The organism is Streptomyces sp. NPDC088350 (genome assembly GCF_044753545.1).
GTDB lineage: Bacteria > Actinomycetota > Actinomycetes > Streptomycetales > Streptomycetaceae > Streptomyces.
This window is the reverse complement of record NZ_JBIVNL010000008.1, coordinates 206,634-228,692: the sequence shown is the minus strand read 5'-3', so window position 1 is coordinate 228,692 and position 22,059 is coordinate 206,634. Positions and strand designations below refer to the sequence as shown.

At 70.0% G+C, this 22,059-nt stretch carries 20 protein-coding genes and 1 pseudogene; 12 read left to right on the top strand and 9 right to left on the bottom strand.

The window, feature by feature from the left end:
* The first annotated feature begins 45 nt into the window (after positions 1-45).
* Entirely contained in the window at positions 46-510 is a 465-nt protein-coding gene (locus tag ACIQBL_RS28715; RefSeq protein ID WP_401946144.1) for a hypothetical protein, read from the top strand.
* 1 nt (position 511) lies between these two features.
* Here the strand turns inward: ACIQBL_RS28715 and ACIQBL_RS28710 are convergent, their stop codons facing one another.
* Positions 512-1,372, bottom strand: coding sequence for an endonuclease/exonuclease/phosphatase family protein (locus ACIQBL_RS28710; RefSeq protein ID WP_401946142.1), 861 nt, complete (start codon positions 1,370-1,372; stop codon positions 512-514).
* A 222-nt stretch (positions 1,373-1,594) separates the two neighbouring features.
* On the opposite strand from ACIQBL_RS28710, the gene ACIQBL_RS28705 reads away from it, so the two are divergent.
* The 4 genes from ACIQBL_RS28705 to gndA all read left to right on the top strand — a co-directional run bounded on the left by ACIQBL_RS28705 (position 1,595) and on the right by gndA (position 5,091).
* On the top strand, positions 1,595-2,212 hold the full coding sequence (locus tag ACIQBL_RS28705; protein ID WP_401946140.1) for a TetR/AcrR family transcriptional regulator: 618 nt from the start codon (positions 1,595-1,597) through the stop codon (positions 2,210-2,212).
* Between the two features lie 134 nt (positions 2,213-2,346).
* Complete coding sequence (locus ACIQBL_RS28700; protein ID WP_401946139.1) at positions 2,347-2,871, top strand: GtrA family protein; 525 nt, start codon at positions 2,347-2,349, stop codon at positions 2,869-2,871.
* 70 nt (positions 2,872-2,941) lie between these two features.
* On the top strand, positions 2,942-3,478 hold the full coding sequence (locus tag ACIQBL_RS28695; RefSeq protein WP_401946137.1) for a hypothetical protein: 537 nt from the start codon (positions 2,942-2,944) through the stop codon (positions 3,476-3,478).
* Positions 3,479-3,621: 143 nt separating this feature from the next.
* Positions 3,622-5,091, top strand: a complete 1,470-nt coding sequence (gene gndA / locus ACIQBL_RS28690) for an NADP-dependent phosphogluconate dehydrogenase (RefSeq protein ID WP_401946136.1) — start codon at positions 3,622-3,624, stop codon at positions 5,089-5,091.
* 31 nt (positions 5,092-5,122) lie between these two features.
* On the opposite strand, the gene ACIQBL_RS28685 is transcribed toward gndA, so the two are convergent.
* Positions 5,123-6,130 carry a LacI family DNA-binding transcriptional regulator gene (locus ACIQBL_RS28685; protein ID WP_401946135.1) on the bottom strand — a complete coding sequence of 336 codons (1,008 nt, stop codon included), beginning with the start codon at positions 6,128-6,130 and terminating at the stop codon, positions 5,123-5,125.
* A 294-nt stretch (positions 6,131-6,424) separates the two neighbouring features.
* On the opposite strand from ACIQBL_RS28685, the gene ACIQBL_RS28680 reads away from it, so the two are divergent.
* The 4 genes from ACIQBL_RS28680 to ACIQBL_RS28665 all read left to right on the top strand — a co-directional run bounded on the left by ACIQBL_RS28680 (position 6,425) and on the right by ACIQBL_RS28665 (position 11,865).
* Positions 6,425-7,351 (top strand): carbohydrate ABC transporter permease, encoded by a 927-nt coding sequence (locus ACIQBL_RS28680; RefSeq protein WP_401946134.1) that lies wholly within the window; start codon positions 6,425-6,427, stop codon positions 7,349-7,351.
* Positions 7,352-7,354: 3 nt separating this feature from the next.
* On the top strand, positions 7,355-8,305 hold the full coding sequence (locus tag ACIQBL_RS28675) for a carbohydrate ABC transporter permease (protein ID WP_401946133.1): 951 nt from the start codon (positions 7,355-7,357) through the stop codon (positions 8,303-8,305).
* A 46-nt stretch (positions 8,306-8,351) separates the two neighbouring features.
* Positions 8,352-9,692, top strand: coding sequence for an ABC transporter substrate-binding protein (locus tag ACIQBL_RS28670; RefSeq protein ID WP_401946132.1), 1,341 nt, complete (start codon positions 8,352-8,354; stop codon positions 9,690-9,692).
* Positions 9,693-9,813: 121 nt separating this feature from the next.
* Positions 9,814-11,865, top strand: coding sequence for a beta-galactosidase (locus ACIQBL_RS28665; protein ID WP_401946131.1), 2,052 nt, complete (start codon positions 9,814-9,816; stop codon positions 11,863-11,865).
* On the opposite strand, the gene ACIQBL_RS28660 is transcribed toward ACIQBL_RS28665, so the two are convergent.
* From ACIQBL_RS28660 to ACIQBL_RS28650, 3 genes are all read right to left on the bottom strand, one after another.
* The gene (locus tag ACIQBL_RS28660) at positions 11,858-12,505 is read right to left on the bottom strand and encodes a response regulator (protein ID WP_401946129.1); all 648 of its coding nucleotides are present in this window, start codon (positions 12,503-12,505) and stop codon (positions 11,858-11,860) included. The two genes, ACIQBL_RS28665 and ACIQBL_RS28660, sit on opposite strands and share 8 nt — an antisense overlap.
* Positions 12,502-13,749 carry a sensor histidine kinase gene (locus ACIQBL_RS28655; RefSeq protein WP_401946128.1) on the bottom strand — a complete coding sequence of 416 codons (1,248 nt, stop codon included), beginning with the start codon at positions 13,747-13,749 and terminating at the stop codon, positions 12,502-12,504. Before ACIQBL_RS28655 ends, ACIQBL_RS28660 begins: the two co-directional genes overlap by 4 nt.
* Positions 13,750-13,834: 85 nt before the next feature.
* Positions 13,835-14,965 carry an ABC transporter substrate-binding protein gene (locus ACIQBL_RS28650; protein WP_401946127.1) on the bottom strand — a complete coding sequence of 377 codons (1,131 nt, stop codon included), beginning with the start codon at positions 14,963-14,965 and terminating at the stop codon, positions 13,835-13,837.
* Positions 14,966-15,210: 245 nt separating this feature from the next.
* On the opposite strand from ACIQBL_RS28650, the gene ACIQBL_RS28645 reads away from it, so the two are divergent.
* Complete coding sequence (locus ACIQBL_RS28645) at positions 15,211-16,386, top strand: permease (protein ID WP_401946125.1); 1,176 nt, start codon at positions 15,211-15,213, stop codon at positions 16,384-16,386.
* A gap of 146 nt (positions 16,387-16,532) precedes the next feature.
* Positions 16,533-17,573: pseudogene (locus tag ACIQBL_RS28640) on the top strand (chitinase); the annotation flags it as partial.
* Here the strand turns inward: ACIQBL_RS28640 and ACIQBL_RS28635 are convergent.
* From ACIQBL_RS28635 to ACIQBL_RS28620, 4 genes are all read right to left on the bottom strand, one after another.
* Complete coding sequence (locus tag ACIQBL_RS28635; RefSeq protein ID WP_401946123.1) at positions 17,569-18,531, bottom strand: GNAT family N-acetyltransferase; 963 nt, start codon at positions 18,529-18,531, stop codon at positions 17,569-17,571. The pseudogene ACIQBL_RS28640 and the gene ACIQBL_RS28635 overlap by 5 nt on opposite strands.
* A 59-nt stretch (positions 18,532-18,590) precedes the next feature.
* On the bottom strand, positions 18,591-19,634 hold the full coding sequence (locus ACIQBL_RS28630; RefSeq protein WP_401946122.1) for an Atu2307/SP_0267 family LLM class monooxygenase: 1,044 nt from the start codon (positions 19,632-19,634) through the stop codon (positions 18,591-18,593).
* Between the two features lie 28 nt (positions 19,635-19,662).
* Positions 19,663-20,118 (bottom strand): MarR family winged helix-turn-helix transcriptional regulator, encoded by a 456-nt coding sequence (locus ACIQBL_RS28625; RefSeq protein ID WP_401946120.1) that lies wholly within the window; start codon positions 20,116-20,118, stop codon positions 19,663-19,665.
* A 70-nt stretch (positions 20,119-20,188) separates the two neighbouring features.
* The gene (locus tag ACIQBL_RS28620) at positions 20,189-21,286 is read right to left on the bottom strand and encodes a PP2C family protein-serine/threonine phosphatase (RefSeq protein ID WP_401946118.1); all 1,098 of its coding nucleotides are present in this window, start codon (positions 21,284-21,286) and stop codon (positions 20,189-20,191) included.
* Positions 21,287-21,622: 336 nt separating this feature from the next.
* Between ACIQBL_RS28620 and ACIQBL_RS28615 the strand changes: the two genes are divergently transcribed.
* Positions 21,623-22,003, top strand: coding sequence for an ATP-binding protein (locus ACIQBL_RS28615; RefSeq protein WP_401946116.1), 381 nt, complete (start codon positions 21,623-21,625; stop codon positions 22,001-22,003).
* The last annotated feature ends 56 nt before the right edge of the window (positions 22,004-22,059 follow it).

Sequence of the window (22,059 nt, the reverse complement as noted above, 5' to 3'; positions counted from 1 at the left end):
TGCGGGTGCGGAGCGACGCGTACGAACGGGCGGCCGGGAGCGGACATGTACAAACACACCATGGTCGGAGTCGTCACGCTCTGTGCCGCCGCCCTGCTCGCGCCGGCCGTGGGCACGTCGTCCGCGGCCCCGGCGACGGTGCACGCGGTGCCCGCCGCCCATCGGCAGTTCGCGGGCCCGGTGCTCGTCGACTGCCTGTGGCATCCCCAGGTACGCCCCGCCGAGTTCATGCTCGCCTGCGGCGACGGCAACAGCCGCCTGACGTCGCTGCGTTGGACGTACTGGAACGACAACTCCGCGACGGCCACGGGCTTCAACGTGGTGAACGACTGCAAGCCCTACTGCGCGGCGGGCAGGTTCCACTCGTACCCGGTCGTCGTCCGGCTCGACACCCCGCAGCCGTGGAAGAGGCATCCGCGGGTGCGGCACTACAGCGAGATCAGCCTGACGTACACGGCGGGCAGGCCGGACAGGTTCGCGCACGTCGTGACCTATCCCCTGTGGAACTGACTCAGAGCGCCAGCTCCACCACCAGCGGCCGGTGGTCCGAGATCGCCGCCCGCGGCGCACCCGCCGTCCCTACGGCGTCCTCGCCGAGCCCCGTCGCCAGGATGTGGTCGAACTGGACGAGCGGGCGGTGCGAGGGATAGGTCGCCCGCCGCGCCGAACCCCGCCAGCCCCGCCGCCCCGTCACGTCGAGCGCGACCCGGGGCAGCACGCCGATCAGGTTGAAGTCCCCCATCAGCACCTGGGGTTGGGGCAGGTCGGCGATCCAGCGGCGCACGCCGAGCAGTTGGCCGACATTCCAGCCCGGTACGAACGACAGATGCACGGCCACGACGGTGAACGGCCCCTGCGGTCCCTCCAGTACGGCGGCCAGGGCGGCCCGGGGCTGATCCCGGGCCAGCACCGGGGCGGCCCGCCCGGCGACCCGCAGCGGCAGGGCGAGGGGCGCCGGCGGGAGTCGTAGGGCCCGCCATTCACGGACCGGAAGTCTGGACAGCAACGCGAGCCCGTGCGAGGGGACTTGGGGCTGCTGGGCCTCGGGGCCGTAGACACGCATCCCGGGCTCGGTGGGGTCGCGGACCCAGCCCCGGCCCGGCACCGAACGGCAGTGCAGCGCCGAGGCGTAACGCCAGTCCCGCGCTTCCATCGCGTCGGCGGCGACCGCCGCCTGGTCGACACCGCCCGACCGCTCCTGGAGGCGGTCGAGTTCCTGGAGGGCCACCACGTCGGCGTCCAGGGCCGCGACCGCTTCGGCGAGAGGCGCCGCAGCATCGCCGGGGTGAGCGGGCGCCGGGCGGCCGTCCGGCTGGATGCGCCGCCCGTGCAGCACGTTGAACGTCGCGCACCGCACCCGGAGGTCACCCATGTCGTGCCGTCGTCATCCGATCGTCCCCTGCGGGTAGGCGGGCAGGAGGAGTGATCTTCGCATGGGCCGAGGTCCCTGGGCATCGTGAGAAATACGTAGTCCGTCTACGGTGTGGCCGTGCCCCGCAACGCTCTGCGGCCGGACGGGCCGGCGCCCTCCGGAGCGCGCGCGACGTATCGTGCGTGGCCGAGCCGACGGCCCATGACGTGAAAGGCGAGGACATTGGGATCCGCGGCAGGAGCCGCCGAGGAGAGCGCCGCCGGGAGGCAGGGGCGTTCCCACCACGGCAACCGGCACGGCCGCAGCGAGCAGGCACGGCAGGCGGTGCTGGAGGCGACGGACGGGCTGCTCGTCGAGAAGGGCTTCGCGGGGCTCACCATGGAGGGCATCGCGGCGCGGGCCGGTGTCGCCAAGCAGACCGTGTACCGCTCCGACGTCCTCGTGGACGCCTTCCTCCAGGACCTCGCCGAGGAGTTGACCCGGCCGGACCACGGCGACCTCGCCCTCGACCTCCGCGCCTATCTGGGTCAACTGGCCGACTTCCTGGGCCGGTCCGACCCCGGAGCCGTCTTCCGGGCGCTGATCGCGCAGACCCAGCACGACCCGGCGTTCGCGGCGGACTTCCGGGCGCGCTATCTCGACGAGCAGCGCGGGCGCGACCGCCTGCCGCTCGAACGCGCCGTGGAGCTGGGCCAGTTGGCCGCCGACCTCGACCTCGCGGCCGAGACCGATCAGCTCGTCGGGCCGCTCTACTACCGCGTCCTCGTGACGGGTGAGCCGATCGACGAGGACTTCCTCGACCGGCTCGTGGACGGCTTCCTCGGTCGCCGTACGCACTGACCGGCATCCCCCACGCGCGATCCCCGGCGACACCCTCCGCAAAATCTACTTGCGTAACTCAAGCAATCCGCTATAGTTGAGTAAGTCAAGCAAACTTACGCGGCCGATTCACCGAGGCGCAGCGTACGGAGCGGATGGAGACCGCCATGGACGACGCGCCCCGGACCCCGGCCGCCCCCGGACCGCTCGCCTCTTTCGCCCGGTTCGTGCTGCTGGGCGGCGGTGTCGGGCTCCTCTCCAGCGGCGCCGTGGCACTGCTGGCCGAGCGGCTGCCCTGGGCGCTGGCGAACGCGCTGATCACCATCGCCTCCACCCTCCTGTGCACCGAGCTCCACGCCCGCTTCACCTTCGGGTCGGGCCGGCACGCCGGATGGCGCCAGCACTGGCAGTCGGCGGGCTCCGCCGCGGCGGCCTACGTGGTGACCTGCGCCGCGATGTTCGTCCTGCACCTGGTGCAGTCGTCGCCCGGGATGCTCACCGAGCAGATCGTGTACCTCAGCGCCTCCGGTCTCGCCGGCCTCGCCCGCTTCCTGCTGCTGCGCCTGTACGTCTTCGCCGCCGGCCGCAGGACGAAGGCCCCGCGGCCCACCCGGGCGCCCGCGCTGAAGACCCGCTTCCCGGTCGCCGCGAAGGTTCCGGCCGTCGCGGGGGCCATGTAGCGGCGGGCGGACAGCCGCGAGTCCGGCTCGGCTACGCTGACCGCTTCCACCACACTGACAGCGGGGGAACATGTTCAACAAGCGCCTGATAACAGCCGGGTTGACGGCACTTCTGATCGGAGCGCTCGGCGCGTGCGGCGGCGGGAGCGGGGGCGATACGAGTTCCGCGTCCGGTGACAGTCAGAGCAGCGCGAGCACCGCACGGGAGCCCGCGCCGACCCCCGACACCGTGACCGGACTCCGGAACTCGGTCCGGCACCTCGCCAAGAAGACGACGAGAGCCACCCGGCCGCACACCGTCACGAAGTGCACGCCCGCCACCAAACGGGTCCGGCACACGTCCAGTTCGGGTACCGGCACCAAGAAGAAGACCCGCACCTGGTACACCACGGAGCGGTACCGCAAGTGCGCGAAGGTGCACAGCGGCACCGAGACGTACACCCGGGTCGTCCGCAGGGAACGGTGGTGCGTGAGCCTCGACGACGTCGGCGGCGACACCGCCAAGGACGGCGTCTGGTACCGGGTCACGCGCTCCGCCTACGACGAGGCCCGCACCGCGGACGAGCACGCGCGCGTGGAGTTCACACCGACCGGAACGGGCTGCTGAGACCTGGTCCGACAGCCGGACGCCGGAACGAATTCCGAATCGGGTTCCCGGACTTCGAGTCAATTCGTGATCACAGACGTACCTGCGGACATGGGCGCCCCGCGCCGACCCGTCACGTCACCGACCCGGAGAACAGGCACCCCATGAACGCATCCGCACCGAACGGCTCCGCACCCGACGCCACCGCCCAGATCGGCGTCACCGGCCTGGGGGTGATGGGCCGCAACCTGGCCCGCAACTTCGCCCGCAACGGCTACACGGTCGCCGTCCACAACCGATCGCCGCACCGCACCCATGAGTTGATGAAGGAGTACGGCGACGAGGGCGCCTTCGTGCCGGCCGAGACGGCACAGGAGTTCGTGGCCGCGCTCGAACGCCCCCGCCGCCTGATGATCATGGTGCAGGCCGGCCCGGCCACCGACGCCGTGATCGACGAGTTCGCCGCGCTCATGGAGCCCGGCGACATGATCATCGACGGTGGCAACGCGCACTTCGCCGACACCCGTCGCCGCGAGGCGGCCCTGCGCGAGAAGGGCCTCCACTTCGTCGGCGCCGGTGTCTCCGGCGGCGAGGAGGGCGCCCTGAACGGGCCGTCGATCATGCCCGGCGGTTCGGCGGAGTCGTACGCCGTGCTGGGTCCGATGTTCGAGTCCGTCAGTGCGAAGGTCGACGGCGAGCCCTGTTCCACGCACATCGGGACGGACGGCGCCGGGCACTTCGTCAAGATGGTGCACAACGGCATCGAGTACGCCGACATGCAGCTCATCGCCGAGGCATACGACCTCCTGCGCCAGGTCGGTGGCTACAGCCCCGCCGAGATCGCGGACGTCTTCCGCCGCTGGAACGAGGGGCGGCTCGGTTCCTATCTGATCGAGATCACCGCCGAGGTCCTCGCCCACACCGATGCGGAGACCGGCGGGGCGTTCGTCGACATCGTCAAGGACGCCGCGGGCCAGAAGGGCACCGGTCGCTGGACCGTGCAGACCGCGCTGGAGCTGGGTTCGCCGGTCACCGCGATCGCGCAGGCCACCTTCGCCCGCGCCTCCTCCAGCCAGGCGGCCCTGCGCGCGGCCTACCGCGGGCTGCCCGGCGGCACCACTCCCCCGCTGAGCCGCACCGAGGCCGACCGCTTCACCGCCCAGGTCGAACAGGCGCTGTACGCCTCGAAGGTCATCGCCTACGACCAGGGCTGGAAGATGATCCAGGACGCGGCCACCGAGTACGGCTGGTCGATCGACCTCGCCGCGGTCGCCGGGATCTGGCGCGGCGGCTGCATCATCCGCGCCTCCTTCCTCGACCGCATCCGCGCCGCGTACACGGCCGACCCGGGTCTGGTCAGCCTGCTGGGCGAGGAGGGCTTCGCGCGGGAGATCGGCGACGCGCAGGTCCCCTGGCGTGAGGTCGTCGCCTCGGCGGCGCGCCGCGGCATTCCCGTGCCGGCGTTCTCCGCCGCGCTGTCCCACTACGACACACTGCGCGCCGACCGGCTGCCGGCGGCCCTGCTCCAGGGCCAGCGCGACTTCTTCGGCGCGCACACCTACGGCCGTACGGACCGCACGGGTACGTTCCACACCCACTGGTCCCGGCCCGGCCGCCCGGAGACGACGGCCTGACCGTACCGACCCGACGCCCCGGCCCTCCTGCTCAGGCAGGGGGGCCGGACGTGTGTGCGGCGGGCGGTGCCGTGCTGTCGCGTATCACCAGCTGGGTGGGCACCAGCGTGGTGCCGTGCTCGTCGTTGCGCTGATGCATCCGCCGGAGGACACCCTCCACGCACAGGCGTCCCACCTCGGCGAAGTCCTGGTGGACGGTGGTCAGCGGCGGCAGGAAGGAGCCGGCCTCGGGGATGTCGTCGAAGCCGATGACGCTGACGTCCTCGGGGATGCGCCGGCCGCGCTCGTGCAGGGCCCGCAGCAGGCCCAGTGCCATCTGGTCGTTGGCCGCGAACACGGCCGTGCAGTCGGCCTGTTGGGCGAGTTCCAGTCCCACGCGGTAGCCGGACTCCGCCGACCAGTCGCCGCGCACGACGGGCGGTACAGGCCGCCCCGCGTCGGTGAGTTCGGCGCTCCAGGCGTCGGCCCGGCGCTGGGCCGCGAAGGACTCCTGGGGGCCGGCCAGGTGCCAGACCGTGCGATGTCCGAGGTCGAGGAGATGGCGTACGGCGGCCCGCGCGCCGCCGTTCTGGTCGGTGTCGACCACGCTGTAGCGGTCACCCGCGTCGGAGTCCGCGACGACGACCTGGACGTGCGGCGGCAGGGAGATCGTCGCCGCGTCCAGGAGGTGGACCTCCATGATGGCGATGACGGCGTCGACGGCGAGTTCGCCCAGCCGGGAGAAGGCGCCGCGCACCTCGTCCTGCGTGGGCACGGCGACCGGCAGGAGCGTGACGGCGTAGCCCTCGTGCGCGGCGGAGGTGGCGATCGCCTCCAGGGTGCGCATGTTGCCGGTGGTGGAGAGGTTGAAGGTGATCACGCCGATGGTGCGGAACTCGCCGCGCTTGAGGGCGCGGGCCGCGCTGTTGGGTCGATAGCCCAGCTCCTTCATGGCCGCGAGGACCTGCTGCCTGGTCTCCTCGTTGACGCCCTCGTAGCCGTTCGACACCCGGGACACGGTCTGCGACGAGACGCCGGCGACGCGCGCGACATCCGCCATGGACGCGCTCGGCGCGCGCCGCGAGGACCGTTTCCCGGTACGTCTACGTGATTCCTCGGTGCCGGCCGAGGCACCGTCCGCTGTGTCCACCGGTCTCCCTCACATATCGATCCGATCGCCTCGGTCGTGTTTCCCCAAACGACCCTTGACCACCGACATTGGGGCAGTGTAGACATGCCGCCATCAGATGTTTACGTAAACATAACAGGCCGAGGCGCTCTTGGACCTGGATGTTTACGCAACCATCGCGACGGCGTATGACGCCGGTTCCGAGATGGACGAGCGAGGAACTACATGACGACGCTTCAGCCCCCTGCGGCCGCGACTCGGCCCCCTGACAGGCCCTCGGCGAAACGGGACCGCCGTTCCTGGACAGGGTGGGGTTTCATCGGACCCTTCGCGTTGGTCTTCGCCTTCGTCTTCCTGGCTCCGATCGTGTACTCGATCTACCTCAGCCTGTACCGCAACCAGCTCATCGGCGGAAACCACTTCGTCGGCCTGGACAACTACAAGCAGGCCTTCCAGGACGACCAGTTCTGGTCCTCCCTGGAGCGGGTCTCGCTGTTCCTGGTGATCCAGGTGCCGATCATGCTCGGCATCGCGCTGTTCGTGGCGCTCGCGCTGGACAGCGGCCGGCTCTTCGGCCGGGACTTCTTCCGGATCTCGATCTTCCTGCCGTACGCGGTGCCCGCCGTGGTCGCCACCCTGATGTGGGGCTTCATGTACGGCACCCAGTTCGGTCTGGTGGGTGACATCAACAGCGCGTTCGACATCACGCTGCCCGACCCGCTGTCCGCGAACCTGGTCCTGGCGTCGATCGGCAACATCGTCACCTGGGAGTTCGTCGGCTACAACATGCTTATCTTCTACTCCGCGCTGCGGGTCATCCCGAACTCGCTGTACGAGGCGGCGGAGATCGACGGTGCCGGGCAGTTCCGCGTCATCACGGCCATCAAGCTCCCCGCGATCCGAGGTGCCCTCGTCATCGCGACGATCTTCTCGATCATCGGCAGCTTCCAGCTCTTCAACGAGCCGAGCATCCTGCGGCCGTTGGCGCGCAACGCGATCACAACGGACTACACGCCGAACTTCTACACGTACTCGCTGTCCTTCAACGGACAGCAGCACAACTACTCCGCGGCGGTCGCCATCATCATGGGGCTGATCACCATGGTCATCGCCTATGTCGTGCAGCTTCGCGGCATGCGCAAGGGAGCCTGAGCCATGAGCACCCCCGTCACCACCGACTCCCCGTCCGCGCCCGCCGCGTCCGGCGGAGGTCCCAGGAGCGCGCCCCGCCTGCGCACGCCCCGCAAGAAGCACTCCCCCGGGCGCCCCAAGCGCAGCGTGCTGCTGACCGTGCTCACCGGTCTGATCCTGGTCTACACCGTGGTGCCGCTGCTGTGGCTGGTCATCAACGCGACCAAGACCCAGGCGGGACTCGCCGACTCCAACGGCCTGTGGTTCGCCCACCACTTCGCCCTCTGGTCCAACATCCACGACACGTTCACCTACCACGACGGCATCTTCGTCCGCTGGCTGCTGAACACCCTGCTCTACGTCGTGCTCGGCGCCGGCGGTGCCACCTTCCTGTCGATCCTCGGCGGGTACGCGCTGGCGAAGTTCAACTTCCCCGGCAAGCGCGCCATCTTCGCCGTGGTCATCGGCGCCGTCGCCGTCCCCGGTACGGCCCTCGCGGTGCCGACCTTCCTGATGTTCAGCAAGATGGGGCTCACGGACACCCCGTGGGCGGTGATCATCCCCTCGCTGGTCTCGCCGTTCGGCCTGTACCTGATGTGGGTGTTCGCCACCGAGGCCATCCCCGTCGAACTGCTCGAGGCCGCCCGGATCGACGGAGCGGGCGAGGTGCGGACCTTCTTCCAGGTCTCGCTGCCGCTGCTCGCCCCCGGTGTCGTGACGGTCCTGCTGTTCACCACGGTCGCGACATGGAACAACTACTTCCTGCCGCTGATCATGATCAAGAACCCGGACTGGTACCCCCTGACCCTGGGCCTGGACGCCTGGAACTCCCAGGCCCAGACGATCGGTGGTGACGTCATCTTCAACCTGGTGATCACGGGTTCGCTGCTCACCATCGTGCCGCTGATCGCCGCGTTCCTGCTGCTGCAGAAGTACTGGCAGTCGGGTCTCGCCGCCGGAAGCGTCAAGGAATAACCCAACCCTCAAGAAGTCCCACCCACGAAGAAGTGGAAGCACCTCCATGCGCAGAACCACCAGCCGCCTGCTGCGCGGCTTCGCCCTCCTCTCCGTCCTCTCCCTCGGGGCGACGGCGTGCGGCAGCTCGGACGACAGCGGCTCCAGCTCCAAGGCGGTCTCCGCCTCCGACATCCAGGCGGCTCTCAAGAAGGGCGGCTCGGTCACTGTCTGGGCCTGGGAGCCCACGCTGAAGACGGTCGCCGCCGACTTCGAGAAGAAGTACCCCAAGGTCAAGATCAACCTCGTCGGCGACCGGTCGGGCGACAAGCACTACACCGCGCTGTCGAACGCGATAGCGGCCGGCAAGGGCGTCCCGGACGTCGCCCAGGTCGAGTACTTCGCGCTCAGCCAGTACTCCCTCACCAAGGGCCTCACCAACCTGACGCCGTACGGCGCCGACAAGCTGGCCTCCAAGTACACGGCCGGTCCGTGGAACGCGGTGAGCGACGGCGACAAGGTCTACGGCCTGCCGATGGACTCGGGCCCGATGGCGATGTTCTACAACAAGAAGGTCTTCGACAAGTACAAGATCGCCGTCCCGACCACGTGGGACGAGTACGTCGTCGCGGCCCGCAAGCTGCACAAGGCCGACCCGAAGGCGTACATCGCCGCCGACGCCGGTGACGCGGGCTTCACCACCAGCATGCTGTGGCAGGCCGGTGCGCACCCCTACAAGGTCGACGGCACCAAAGTGACGATCAACTTCGAGGACGCTGCCGCCACGAAGTTCACCGACACCTGGCAGAAGCTGATCACCGAGAAGCTCGTCGCGCCCATCAACGGCTGGACCGACGACTGGTACAAGGGCCTCGGTGACGGCACCATCGCCACCCTGACCACCGGCGCATGGATGCCCGCCAACTTCGTCAGCGGTGTGGCCGGTGCCTCCGGTGACTGGCGCGCGGCCCCGATGCCGCAGTGGACCGCGGGCGGCAAGGCCAGCGCGGAGAACGGCGGTTCGTCCCTCGCCCTGCCCACGCTGGGCAAGAACAAGGAACTCGCCTACGCGTTCGTCGAGTACGCCAACGCCGGCGCCGGCGTCCAGACCCGCGTCGACCAGGGCGCCTTCCCGGCGACCAAGGCGGAGCAGCAGTCCGCGGCGTTCCAGAACAAGGCGTTCCCGTACTTCGGCGGGCAGCAGGCCAACAAGATCTTCGCCCAGTCCGCGTCCGAGGTCGCTTCCGACTGGTCGTACCTGCCCTTCCAGCAGTACGCCAACTCGATCTTCAACGACACCGTCGGCAAGGCCTACATCTCGGGCACCACGCTGGCTCAGGGTCTGAAGAGCTGGCAGGACGCCTCCGTCAAGTACGGCAACGAGCAGGGCTTCACGGTCTCGAAGTGACCCGCTCGAAGTAACCGGCACCTCCTCGGGAGCCGCCGCCGAGCAGCAGCTCACTCGGCGGCGGCCGCCCGGAATCCACCACACCTCTCGAATCGCCTGTGCAGTAACCGGAAGGACCACCATGATCTCCACCCTCCTGTCCCAGTTGCGGCACGGGCCGGACGGTGACACCACCCCCCGCCTCGCCTACGGCGCCGACTACAACCCGGAGCAGTGGCCGCGCGAGGTGTGGGACGAGGACATCCGGCTGATGCGCGAGGCCGGCGTCAACATCGTCTCGTTGGGGATCTTCTCCTGGGCCCGCATCCAACCCGCCCGGGACGCATGGGACTTCGGGTGGCTGGACGAGATCATGGACCTGCTGCACGCGGGCGGCATCGGCGTCGACCTGGCCACCGCCACCGCGTCCCCGCCGCCGTGGCTGAGCACGGAGCACCCGGAGATCCTCCCGGTGACCGCCGCCGGCGAGACCCTGTGGCCGGGCGGCCGTCAGCACTGGCGTCCCACCTCGCCGGTCTTCCGCGAGCACGCGCTGCGCCTGGTGCGGAAGTTGGCCGAGCGGTACGCCGACCACCCCGCGCTCGTGGCCTGGCACGTCTCGAACGAGCTGGGCTGCCACAACGTCTACGACTACTCCGACGACGCGGCCCGCGCCTTCCGCGACTGGCTGCGCGCCCGCTACACCACGATCGACACGCTCAACCAGGCCTGGGGCACGGCGTTCTGGTCCCAGCGGTACAGCGACTGGGAGCAGATACTGCCGCCCCGGCTGGCCGCGTCCTTCCCGAACCCCACCCAGCAGCTCGACTTCAAGCGCTTCTCCTCGGACGCGCTCAAGGACCATCTGCGCGCGGAGCGCGACCTGTTGCGCGAGATCACCCCGGATGTGCCGGTCACCACCAACTTCATGGTGATGGGCAACACCAAGGGCATGAACTACGCCGACTGGGCCGCCGAGATCGACTTCGTCTCCAACGACCACTACGTCACGCCGGGTTCGCAGGACCGCGACGAGCTGTCCTTCTCCGCGAACCTCGTCAGCGGCATCTCCGCCGGCAAGCCGTGGTTCCTGATGGAGCACTCCACCAGTGCCGTCAACTGGCAGCCCGTCAACGTGGCCAAGCGGCCCGGCGACCTGGCCCGCGACTCGCTGCTGCACGTCGCGCACGGCGCCGACGCCGTCTGCTACTTCCAGTGGCGCCAGTCGGCCGCCGGCGCGGAGAAGTACCACTCGGCGATGGTGCCGCACGCCGGTGCCGACAGCGAGGTCTTCCGCGCGGTGGCCGAACTCGGCCGCACGCTGCGGACGTTGGCCCCGGTCGCCGGCACGGACCGCGAGACGGCCCGGGTCGGCATCGTCTTCGACTGGGAGTCCTGGTGGGCGAGCGAGCAGGACTCGCACCCCACCGACCGGCTCGACTACCGCCAGGAGGCCCTGGACTGGTACTCCGCCCTCCTCGACCTCGGCGTCCGGGCCGACGTCGTCACCGCGCAGACCGCCCTGGACCGCTACGACGTGGTGATCACGCCGGTGCTGCACATGATCCCGGCGGCCCTCTCCAAGGAACTCACGCGGTACGTCGAGCAGGGCGGCCACCTGGTCTCCACGTACTTCTCCGGTGTCGTCGACGAGAACGACCACGTCTGGCTCGGCGGCTATCCGGGCGCCCTGCGCGACCTGCTGGGCATCCGCATCGAGGAGTTCGGCCCGCTGCTCGACGGCGACACGGTCGAGCTGGACCTCGGCGACACCGCCACGGGCTCCCTGTGGACCGACCGGATCACACTGGCCGACCCCGAGGTGGAGGTGCTGGCCCACTACCGCAGCGGTGCGCACACCGGCCGCCCCGCCGTCACCCGCCGTGCGGTGGGCGGGGGTTCGGCGGCGTACGTCTCCACGCGGCTCGGCCGCGACGGCCTCGCCGGTCTGCTCCCCCAGTTGCTCGCGCCCGCCGAGGTCACCAGTGAACTCCCGGACGGCGCACGGGGAGTTGTCGAACTGACCGTGCGCCGGGACAGCGACAGCCGCTATCTGTTCCTGGCCAACCGGACCGACGGGACAGTGCCGTTGACCGGACTGTCCGGGGAACTGCTGGTCGGCAGCGCGGGCGAGGACGGTTTCCCCGTGCTCTCCCCCCGGGATGTCGCCGTGGTACGCCGGCCCGTCAGCTGAGTTCGAGCAGCCCGCGGCGGACGGCCTCCGACACGGCCGCCGCCCGGTTGTCGACCCTGAACTTGCGGTAGATCCGCACGAGATGGGTCTTGACCGTGGCCTCGCTGAGGAACAACGCCTCGGCGATGGCCCGGTTGCTGCGCCCCTCGGCCATCAGCCGGACCACCTCGACCTCGCGCCGGGTCAACTCCTGCGCGGGATCGACCATTTGGCCGACGAGTTCGCCGACGATCTCCGCCGCCAGCCCGACCGAGCCGGCGGCGGCCGTACGGACCGCCTGGAAGAGTTCCTCCGGCGGCCCCGCCTTCAGCACATAGCCGCGCGCGCCCGCCTCCAACGCCCGTACGACATCGGCCCGTCCGGCATAGCTGGTCAGCATCACCACCGCCACACCGGGAGCCTGGGCGGCGAGCCGACGGACGGCCTCGACGCCGTCGATCGCAGTGCCCGGCCCGGCGAACCGCAGGTCCATCAGCGCGACATCGGGCGTCAACCGGGCCGCCAGGCGTACGGCTTCCTCACCACTGCCGGCCTCGGCGACCACGTCGAGGTCCGGCTCGCCGTCGAGCAGGGCGCGCAGCCCGGCCCGTACGACGGTGTGATCGTCCGCGACGAGGAGGCGGAGCGGTCCGGCGGTCATGAGACGGACACCGCGGTGAGAGGTGCGAGCGACTCGATCCGGGACGGGGCCAACACGGTGGCGCGGACCCTGGTCCCCCGTCCCGGCACGCTGCTCACGTCGAGGTCTCCGCCGCACTCCCGCAGTCGTGCCCTGGCGGCGGGCAGCCCGAATCCGCGGTCCGCGCGGGCATCGGCCGCGAAGGCCGCTGCGGGGTCGAAGCCCCGCCCGTCGTCGGTCACTTCGAGTTCCACGCGATCCCTGTGCCGCCGGAAGGTGACCCACACGCTGCCCGCACGGGCGTGTTCGCGTACGTTCGCCAGCGTGCTCTGGGCGACACGGAACAGGGTGGTCGCCGCGTGCTCGTCGAGTTCCGGGCGATACGCGCCGACCGCGCGGAACTGGACCCGGACTCCGACGCCTTCCGTCCTCGACCGGGCGCACAGCAGACGCAGTGCGCCTTCCAGACCTTCCTCGGCGACGGCGGCGGGAGTGAGATCGCGGATGATCCGCCGGGTCTCCGTCAGATTCGCGCCGAGGCCGTCGACCACGGCACGGACCCGGGTACGTGCCTGGTCCGGGCGCTCGTCCCAGTCGCGCTGGGCGGCCTGGAGCAGCATCACGCTGCCGGCGAGTTCCTGGGCCAGCGTGTCGTGCAGGTCGCGGGCGATACGGGTCCGCTCGGCCAGCACACCCGCCGCACGCTGTTGCTCGGCGAGGGTGTCCCGCGTGGCCCGCAGCTCCTCCACGAGCCGCTGGCGGACGGCCGCGTCCCGCTGCTGGTTCCGGTAGAGGGCGACGGTCGCCCACACCGCCGCGACGGGGACCAGCACGACTTCGGGATCGAACCGGTCCGCGGACCGGACGAGCACGCCGACGAGTACGACCGTGATCACGGCCACCGTCACCACGGCGGCGCGCCGGCCGAGCACGCGCAGGGCGGCGCAGGCGAGCGGCACAGCGCACCACACGTAGGCGGTCATCAGGGGCGCCCGGGTGAGGAAGGTCAGAACGGTCCACAGCACGAGCAGTACGGGGATCCAGGCGCGTCTGCCGAACGGCCCGAGCCGGTCCCACCACGTCAGCCCGCCCGCGTACACCAGGGCCAGTGCCCCGCTGAGGCTCACGATGTACCAGCACAACGGGTCGTCGATCAGGGCGAGTCGGACCAGGCCCGCCCCGACGACGAGGAACAACGCGAGGTGGGAGACGCGGTCCAGGGTGTGCCGACTGCCGCGAGCGGTCAGCGGAGCGCGAGCGGTCACGGCAGATCCCCTTGGGACGAAAGATCCGGACAGGGCTCCCGAGTCTATCGACCACCTGTATGACCGGTGTGAACGGTGGGTTCCGTCACGCGCCCGGGTGCAGTCCCAGCCAGCCCGGCGAGGGATCGCCCTTCACCTCGCCGAAGTAGAGGGCGAAGGTCTGCTTCCAGCGCTCGACCGCCGCGCGGTCGGCCATGAAGCGGGGGAAGCCGTCGATGTTCGCGTTCGGGTACTCCCAGATCGGCTTCAGTCCGGCGGGGAGCGTGATGTCGGTGCGTACCGACCAGCCGTTGAAGGACGCCTGCTGCTGGGCCTTGGACAGCTGCCAGTTGAGGTACAGCTTGGCGGCCGTCGGGTTCTTGGCCTGCTTCAGGATCGCGGCGCGCTGGCCCCAGGCCATGAAGGGGTGGCCGTCGGGCACGACCCACTTCGCCGGAGACGTGGAGACCAGCGTGCCCGCCGTGGCGATACCGATCGCCCGCTGCCCGCCGTAGACGGCGTCTCCCGGGGAGTTGCTGCCCCGGGCGAACCGCACGTCCTGCCCGGCGAGCGCGGCCACCCACTCCCAGCCGTACCGCTGCGCGTACAGCGTGTAGAGGTAGAGGGCCGCGTCGTCGTCGTTCGGGTACGACGAGGCGATCTTCCCCTTCCACTTCGGGTCGATCAGTTCGAGCGGGGACTTCGGGGCGTCCGCGCCGACCGCGGCGACGTCGTACAGGAAGCTGAAGGCGATCGCGGCGATGGCGACCCAGGCGCCCTGCGGGTCCTTGAAACCGTCGTGGACCTTGGAGAACCCGGCCGGCTTGTAGGGCAGCAGCCGGCCCTGCTCCTTCCAGCGCGTGAAGTCCTGCAGGGTCTGGAGCTGTACGACGTCGGGTACGAGGGTGCCGGTCGCGAACTGGTTGTCCACGCGGACGTCGTGGTACTTGCTGTAGTCGACGACCAGCGTCAGGTCGATACCGGGGAAGCGCTTCCTGAACGCCGCCTTGGTGGCGTCCTGCTGGGTCGACGTGTCACCGCCGGCGTAGATCACGAGCCTGCCGCCGTCCGCGAGAGCGGCCCGGTACAGCTCGTCGAGCGTCCTGGTCTCCTCCCGCGGGGACCGGAGGGACGGGGCAGCGGCGGCGGGAGTGCCCGCGACACCGAGCGCGCTCATCCCGAGGGCGGCACCGGCTCCGCCGGCAAGTACACGTCGTCTGCTGAGGAAGCTGGACACGCTCTGGGGCCTCTCTGACGGGGGGGTAGGCCATGGGCTGCGTGGGCGGCAACCCGGTGCCATGGTCATCCGTGATTCTTCAGCCGCCCGGGGGTAGTTCGCGTCGTCCGTACGGAGCGAGGGGGGTGCGGGAGGTTGAAGCCGCGTTCAACCGATCGGTTGAACGGCCTGACGCCCCGGCTCTGCACTTCATACCCCCAGGGGGTATAGTCCTGCCCGACGTACAACCAGAGAGGGGCGGGTTCATGGAAGCGATCGGGCACGCGTTGTCCATTGCCGGTTCGATGACCTGGGAGGTCACCTGGGCACTGATCCTCGGCTTCACACTCTCCGCCGTCGTGCAGGCGGTGGTACGCCGGTCGACGGTCGTACGGCTGCTCGGTGACGACCGGCCGCGCACGCTCGTACTGGCCGCCGGGCTGGGCGCGGCCTCGTCCTCGTGTTCGTACGCGGCCGTCGCGCTCGCCCGTTCCCTGTTCCGCAAGGGTGCGAACTTCACCGCGGCGATGGCCTTCGAGATCGCCTCCACCAACCTGGTCGTCGAACTCGGCGTGATCCTGGCCCTGTTGATGGGCTGGCAGTTCACGGCCGCGGAGTTCGTCGGCGGGCCGATCATGATCGTCGTCCTCGCGGTGCTGTTCCGCCTCTTCCTGCGTCAGCGCCTGCTGCACGGGGCGCAGGAGCAGGCGGAGCGCGGGCTGGCCGGTTCCATGGAGGGGCACGCGGCGATGGACATGTCGATCGGGGGCGAGGGGAGCTTCGTCCGGAGGCTGTTCTCGCGGGACGGGTTCACGTCCGTCGCGCACATCTTCGTGATGGAGTGGGCCGCGATCCTGCGCGACCTGGTGGCCGGGCTGCTGATCGCGGGCGCGATCGCGGCCTGGGTGCCGGACAGCTTCTGGCACACGTTCTTCCTCGCGGACCATCCCCTCGCCGCGAAGCTGGTCGGCCCGCTCGTCGGCCCGCTGGTGGCCATCGCGACCTTCGTCTGCTCGATCGGCAACGTGCCCCTCGCGGTGGTGCTGTGGAAGGGCGGGATCAGCTTCGGCGGGGTGATCGCCTTCATCTACGCCGACCTGCTGATCCTCCCGATCCTGAACATCTACCGGAAGTACTACGGCGCCCGGATGGCCGGCTTCCTGCTGGTCACCTTCTTCACCGCCATGGCCGTCGCCGGCTACCTCGTCGAGTTCGCCTTCGGCGGTCTCGGGCTGATCCCCGACCAGGCCGACGCGAAGATCCCCGACGACGGGATCACCTGGAACTACACGACCTGGCTGAACATCGCGTTCCTGCTGCTGGCCGCGAGCCTGGTCGTACGGTTCCTGCGCAGTGGCGGCCCGGCCATGCTGCGGATGATGGGCGGTTCACCGGATCACGGCGAGCAGGAGACGGACCACGAGCACCACCCTCACCACTAGCCGGAGACGCGACCTCCCGCCGAATTCCCACGCCGTCCCGGTCAGTTAACTGTAAAGAACCTTGACAGACAATTGGTCTAGTCCAAATATGGTCGCTGTTCGCCCCGGTCTGGGGCGGCTTCTCTCCTTTCACCATGGGAGCGTCAATGAGACGACCTGGGCCTCTTCGCGCGTCACTGTCCTGCGCGGCCGTAACCGCCTTGTCCACGGGACTTGTTGCTCTCGGCGGGGGTGACGCGAGCGCGGATCATCGCGCACAGCCCATGCCGGACCACGTGGCGGCACCGTACTTCGAGGCGTGGACCGGTGAGAGTCCGGCCGCGCTCGCGGCGGCCTCGGGCAACAAGTACCTCACGATGGCCTTCCTGCAGACCGAGGCGGCCGGCTCGTGCACGGCGTACTGGAACGGTCTGCCCGCCCAGCCGATCGCCAAGTCCACCTTCGGCGAGGACATCGCCACGATCCAGGCGCGCGGCGGCAACGTCATCCCGTCCTTCGGCGGCTACAGCGCCGACACCACCAACACCGAACTGGCCGACAGCTGCACCGATGTCGACGCCATCGCCAAGGTCTACGAGAGCCTGGTCACGACCTACGGCGTGAGCCGGATCGACCTCGACGTCGAGGCGGACTCCATCAACAACACCGCCGGTATCGACCGCCGCAACAAGGCGATCGCGAAGGTGCAGCGCTGGGCCGAACGCACCGGCCGCAGCGTCGAGTTCTCCTACACCCTGCCGACCACCACCACCGGACTCGAGGCCAACGGCCTGGCCCTGCTGCGGAACGCGGTCGACAACGGCGCGCGTGTCGACGTCGTCAACATCATGACGTTCGACTACTACGACGGCGCCACCCACGACATGGCCAAGGACACCGAGACCGCCGCCACCGGTCTGCACGGCCAACTCGCCGCGCTCTACCCGAAGAAGAACCCGGCGAAGCTGTGGAAGATGATCGGCGTCACCGAGATGCCCGGCATCGACGACTTCGGTCCGGCGGAGACCTTCACCACTCAGAACGCGGTCACCGTGAAGAAGTGGGCCGTCGCCCGGGGCATCAACACGCTCTCCTTCTGGGCGCTCCAGCGCGACAACGGGGGCTGCGTGGGCACCGGGGGCGCCAACGACTGCTCCGGGATCGCCCAGGACACCTGGTACTTCAGTCACACCTTCAAGTCGTTCACCCGGAGGTGACGGGAAGGGTCAACTCCCAGGTGTCGACGCCGTAGTCGAGGGTCATGCCGTGCCGTTCGTACAGTGCGAGCGCGTTGCTGGTGTTGTCGGTGTCCACGCCCAGGCCGATCCGGTCGCGGCCCAGTGCCGCGTAGTGGCCGAAGCCGTAGCGCAGGAGGTGGCTGCCCAGGCCCCGGCCGCGGGCCTGGCGCAGGACGGCGAGGTTGCCGATCCAGGCCATGGAGGCGCGGTCGTTGTGGCTGCGGAGCATCGCGGCGTCTCCGAGGCCGTCGACGTGGGCGATCCAGATCAGTGACCAGTCGACCCGCTCGGCGTCGATGTCGTCCAACCACTGTGTGTAGGTGCGGTACTGGAAGTCGAAGTGCTCCGTCATGGCTTCCTGGAGCAGTGCGTGGGCGCGTCGGCGGTCCGGTTCCGTCAGGCAGGGGCGCAGGGTCACACCGGGCGGGGAGGTCGGCAACACGTCTGCCGTGGGAGACAGTTGACGGGCCATCACGTTGTAGCGGCGGACCGGTCCCCAGCCCCGGTCCCGCAGCGCGCCCACGTCCATGGTGGGGGCGAGAGTGAGGTGCAGGTGCACCACCGCCCGGGGTGCGCCGTTGGCGGCGGCCCGTTGCGCGGCGCGGGCCTCCATCAGGTCGAACAGGTGCAGGGCGCCCGCGAGTCGGCCCGGCAGGATGTAGTGGTCGATGTCGATCCGCTCGCCACCCGAGTCGTCCCAGAGGAGTCCGTATCCGATCAGGCGATCGCCCTCGAAGAGCAGCCAGGAGTCGTGCTCCAGGTCCACTTCGGGGTGTTTCAAGTCCGTCTGGATCTCGGCGAGTTCGGTGTCCGCGCGGCCGATCTCCAGAAGGTCGATCTCGTTCAGCAGGGCGCACACCGCCGTCGCGTCGTCCGGTGTCACCGGGCGCACGCTCAGGCCGGGCGGCGGAGAGGTGGGGGCGGTCATGGACCCACTGTCGGGTGATCGCACCCGGCTCGCAACGGGGTTTCCGATCCCCCGTGCGTTCAGGCCTCCATCAGTTCGCGCACCAGCGGCGCCACCTTCGTGCCGTACAGCTCGATGTTGGTCATGAGGGTGTCGTGGGGCATTCCGGTGATCCCGTACTTCAGGTTGAAGCGGGTCGCGTCGAGGGTCTTGAGGGTGTCCGCGATCTTCCGGGCGACGGTCTCGGGTGATCCGACGTGCAGTGCGCCGCCGGGGCCGACGTCCCGCATAAGGCTCTCGCGGGTCGGGGTGCGGAACCCGCGTTCCCGCGCCACGCTGCGGATCAGCTCCTGGAAGGCCGGCACGAACTCCTCCACCGCCTGTTCGTCGGTGGCGGCCACATGGCCGGGCGCGTGCACGCCGATGGGCCGCGCGGGGTGGCCGAACTCCGCGAGCGCCCGCCGGAACAGCTCGGAGAACGGGGCGAAGCGGGCTGTGTCACCGCCGATGATCGCCAGCATCAGCGAGAACCCGTACTGGGCGGTGCGGATCACCGACCGGGGGCTGCCGCCGACGCCGATCCAGGTGGGGATCGAGCCCGTCTCGCTGTGCGGGTAGACGGAGAGGCCGTCGAGGGCGGCACGGGTGCTGCCGGACCAGGTGACGGGCTTCTCCTTGAGCAGTTCCGCGAACAGGGCGACCTTCTCCTCGAACAACTCCTCGTAGTCGTCGAGGTCGTAGCCGAAGAGCGGGAACGACTCGGTGCTCGATCCTCTCCCGAGGATCACTTCGGCGCGGCCCGCGGAGACGGCGTCGAGGGTGGCGTAGCGCTGGAAGACGCGGACGGGGTCGTCGGAGCTGATGACGGTCACGGCCGAGCCGAGGTGGATGTGCTCGGTGCGCGCGGCGACGGCCGCGAGGACGACGTCGGCGGCCGAGAGCGGCATCGCCTCGGTGTGGTGCTCGCCGATGCCGAAGTGGTCGACGCCGACCTGGTCGGCGAGGACGCCTTCCTCGACGAGGCGTCGGATGGCCTGGCCGTGGGTCAAGGGCGCGCCCTCGGCGTCGTTCGTGACGTCACCGAAGGTGTCCAGGCCGAGCGTGATACCGAAGGGGGTGGTCATCTCGTGCTCCTTGGGGCTGCTCGGTGGGTCAGGTGGCGATGCGGCGCATCACGCCGAGGAGCCGGGGCAGGTCGGCGGCGTCGACGTGGTCGAGGACATGGCGCCGGACGCTGGCGAGATGGGCGGGCCATGCCTCCTGGAGGCGGGCGAGGCCCTGGTCGGTGAGGACGGCGTTCCAGCCGCGGGCGTCCTCGGGGCAGCGTTCGCGTCCGACCAGGCCCTGTGTCTCCAGGCGGGTGACAACGCGGGTCATGCCGCTCAGCGAGAGGTTGCAGACGGAGGCCAGCTCGCTCATGCGCATCCGCCGGTCCGTGGCCTCGGACAGGTGCATGAGGGTCGTGTACTCGGACAGCGGCAGGCGCTGCTCGCGCATCATGTCGGCGTCGACGGCCCGGGGCAGCACGAGCATCACCCGTGCGAGTTCGCGCACCAGTTCCTCCTCGTGCGGACTCATGGGGCGCAGTGGCTGCTCGGGCGTGGTCATGCCGCCAGCTTACTTGATTGACGAAGCAAGCACATGGGGTGCACCGTGCGCCGGCGCGGACCTGTCGTGCTCACCCGAGGGGCAAGGCGGGTCCCGTCGTGTCCGTGTGGTCGTGATAGCGCAGCAGGAGCATCGCCGCGTCGTCGTGCAACGGCCCGGCCGTGTGGCGGACCAGGTCCTCGCGCAGGGAGTCGAGCGCGCTCTGCGCGTCGGGCTCCTTCAGGAGGTGGGCGCGCTCACCGAGCGGGTAGAAGGTACCGCGGTCGTCGCGGGCCTCGGTGACGCCGTCGGTGTAGAGAAGCAGCTGCTCGCCCGGTGCGAAGCGCACGGAGAACGGCTTCGGGTTCTCGCCGCCCGGTGCGCCGCCCAGGCCCAGCGGCGGGGCGTAGGCGGGCGGCGCCGGGAAGTCGGCGGTGCCGTTCTGGCGTACGACCATCGGGGGCGGGTGGCCGTAGTTGAGGAACAGGACCTCGTGGTCCGTGCCGATCTCGGCGAGGACGGCGGTCACGAACTTCTCGTCGGACAGGACGCGGGAGACGCTGCGTTCCAGGCGCTCGCCGAGTCCCACCAGATCGGGTTCGTCGTGCGCGGCCTCCCGGAACGCGCCGAGCACCACGGCGGCCGTCTCGACGGCGGCGAGCCCCTTGCCCTGCACGTCGCCGACGATGACCCGCACGCCGTGCGGGGAGGCGACCACCTCGTAGAGGTCACCGCCGATACGGGCCTCCGCGACGGCCGAGGTGTACGAAACCGCCGCCTGGAGGGGGCCCGCGGTCAGGGGCACCGGCCGCAGCAGGACGCGTTGCGCCACCTCCGCGATGGATCGCACGCTGGCGAGTTCGGCCTCGCGGTGTCCGCGCATCACGGCGGCGGCTATGCCCGCGCCGGTCACGCCCACCACCGACACCATCGCCAGGAACCCTCGGCGTTCCTGGAACAGGCCGTCGTACAGGCCGAGTCCGACGCACAGGGCGAGCGCGGCGGCGCCGAACCACGCCGTACGACGCCAGCCGCCGACCAGTCCGGCGAAGGCCGGGCCGAGGGAGGCCAGAGGCAGGAATCCCAGTCCGGGGCCGGTGAGGACGTCGCCGACCGCGACCACCGCCATCACCGCGGCGGGCAGCCAGGTCAGCACGGAGAGACTGCGCTGCGGCTTCGCTGCGGCCATGGTCCACTCCAAGTGCGCCGGCGGCTTCCGGGAGCCACCTTCCGCAGGGGCCCCTCCCCCACCTTTGGACATCGCAAGGCTGCCAGGCAATCCCCTCGGTGCGCCCGGCGCTTTACCCAATTGAGTCCGAGAACGGACATTTCCCGATCGACGGCAACCATGTGGCGCCGCCTGGTTGGCGATCACGGACTGCGGGCAAGTGAACCGTGTAGGACCGGCCGCGCAAGACCTGCGACGGCCCCGGTGCGGTCGCGCCGCGGGGATACCGGGTTGTCCTAGGAGGGGAAGTGATTCGCCATGCGTACGCATCGGCGTACCCATAGGCGTGCTGTACGCGTGGAGTACCTGCTGCCCGACGAGGCGGCGTCGGCGGGTCGGGCACGACGGCTGACCTCGGAGTTCCTCGCCCGTTCCCGCCCTCAACTGGCACGGGTGGACGCGGAGCAGATCGACGACGCGACGCTCATCGTGTCCGAACTGGTCGCCAACGCGACCGAGCACGGTCGCGGCGAGTGCCGGCTGCGCCTCCAGCTGTCCGACGAGAAGGTCACGGTCGAGGTCTACGACCGCAGTCCGACCCCTCCCCATGTGCGGCCGTTGACGGCCGAGGGCGAGAGCGGGCGCGGTCTGGCCATGGTGCGCTGCCTGGCCCACCGGCTCGACGTCACGCCACTCACCGGGGGCGGCAAGCGGGTGCGCGCGATCCTGGCCATCTGACCCGGCACCCGGGCTCCGACGGACTTAACAGCAAGGCAACGCGGGCGTACTGCCGA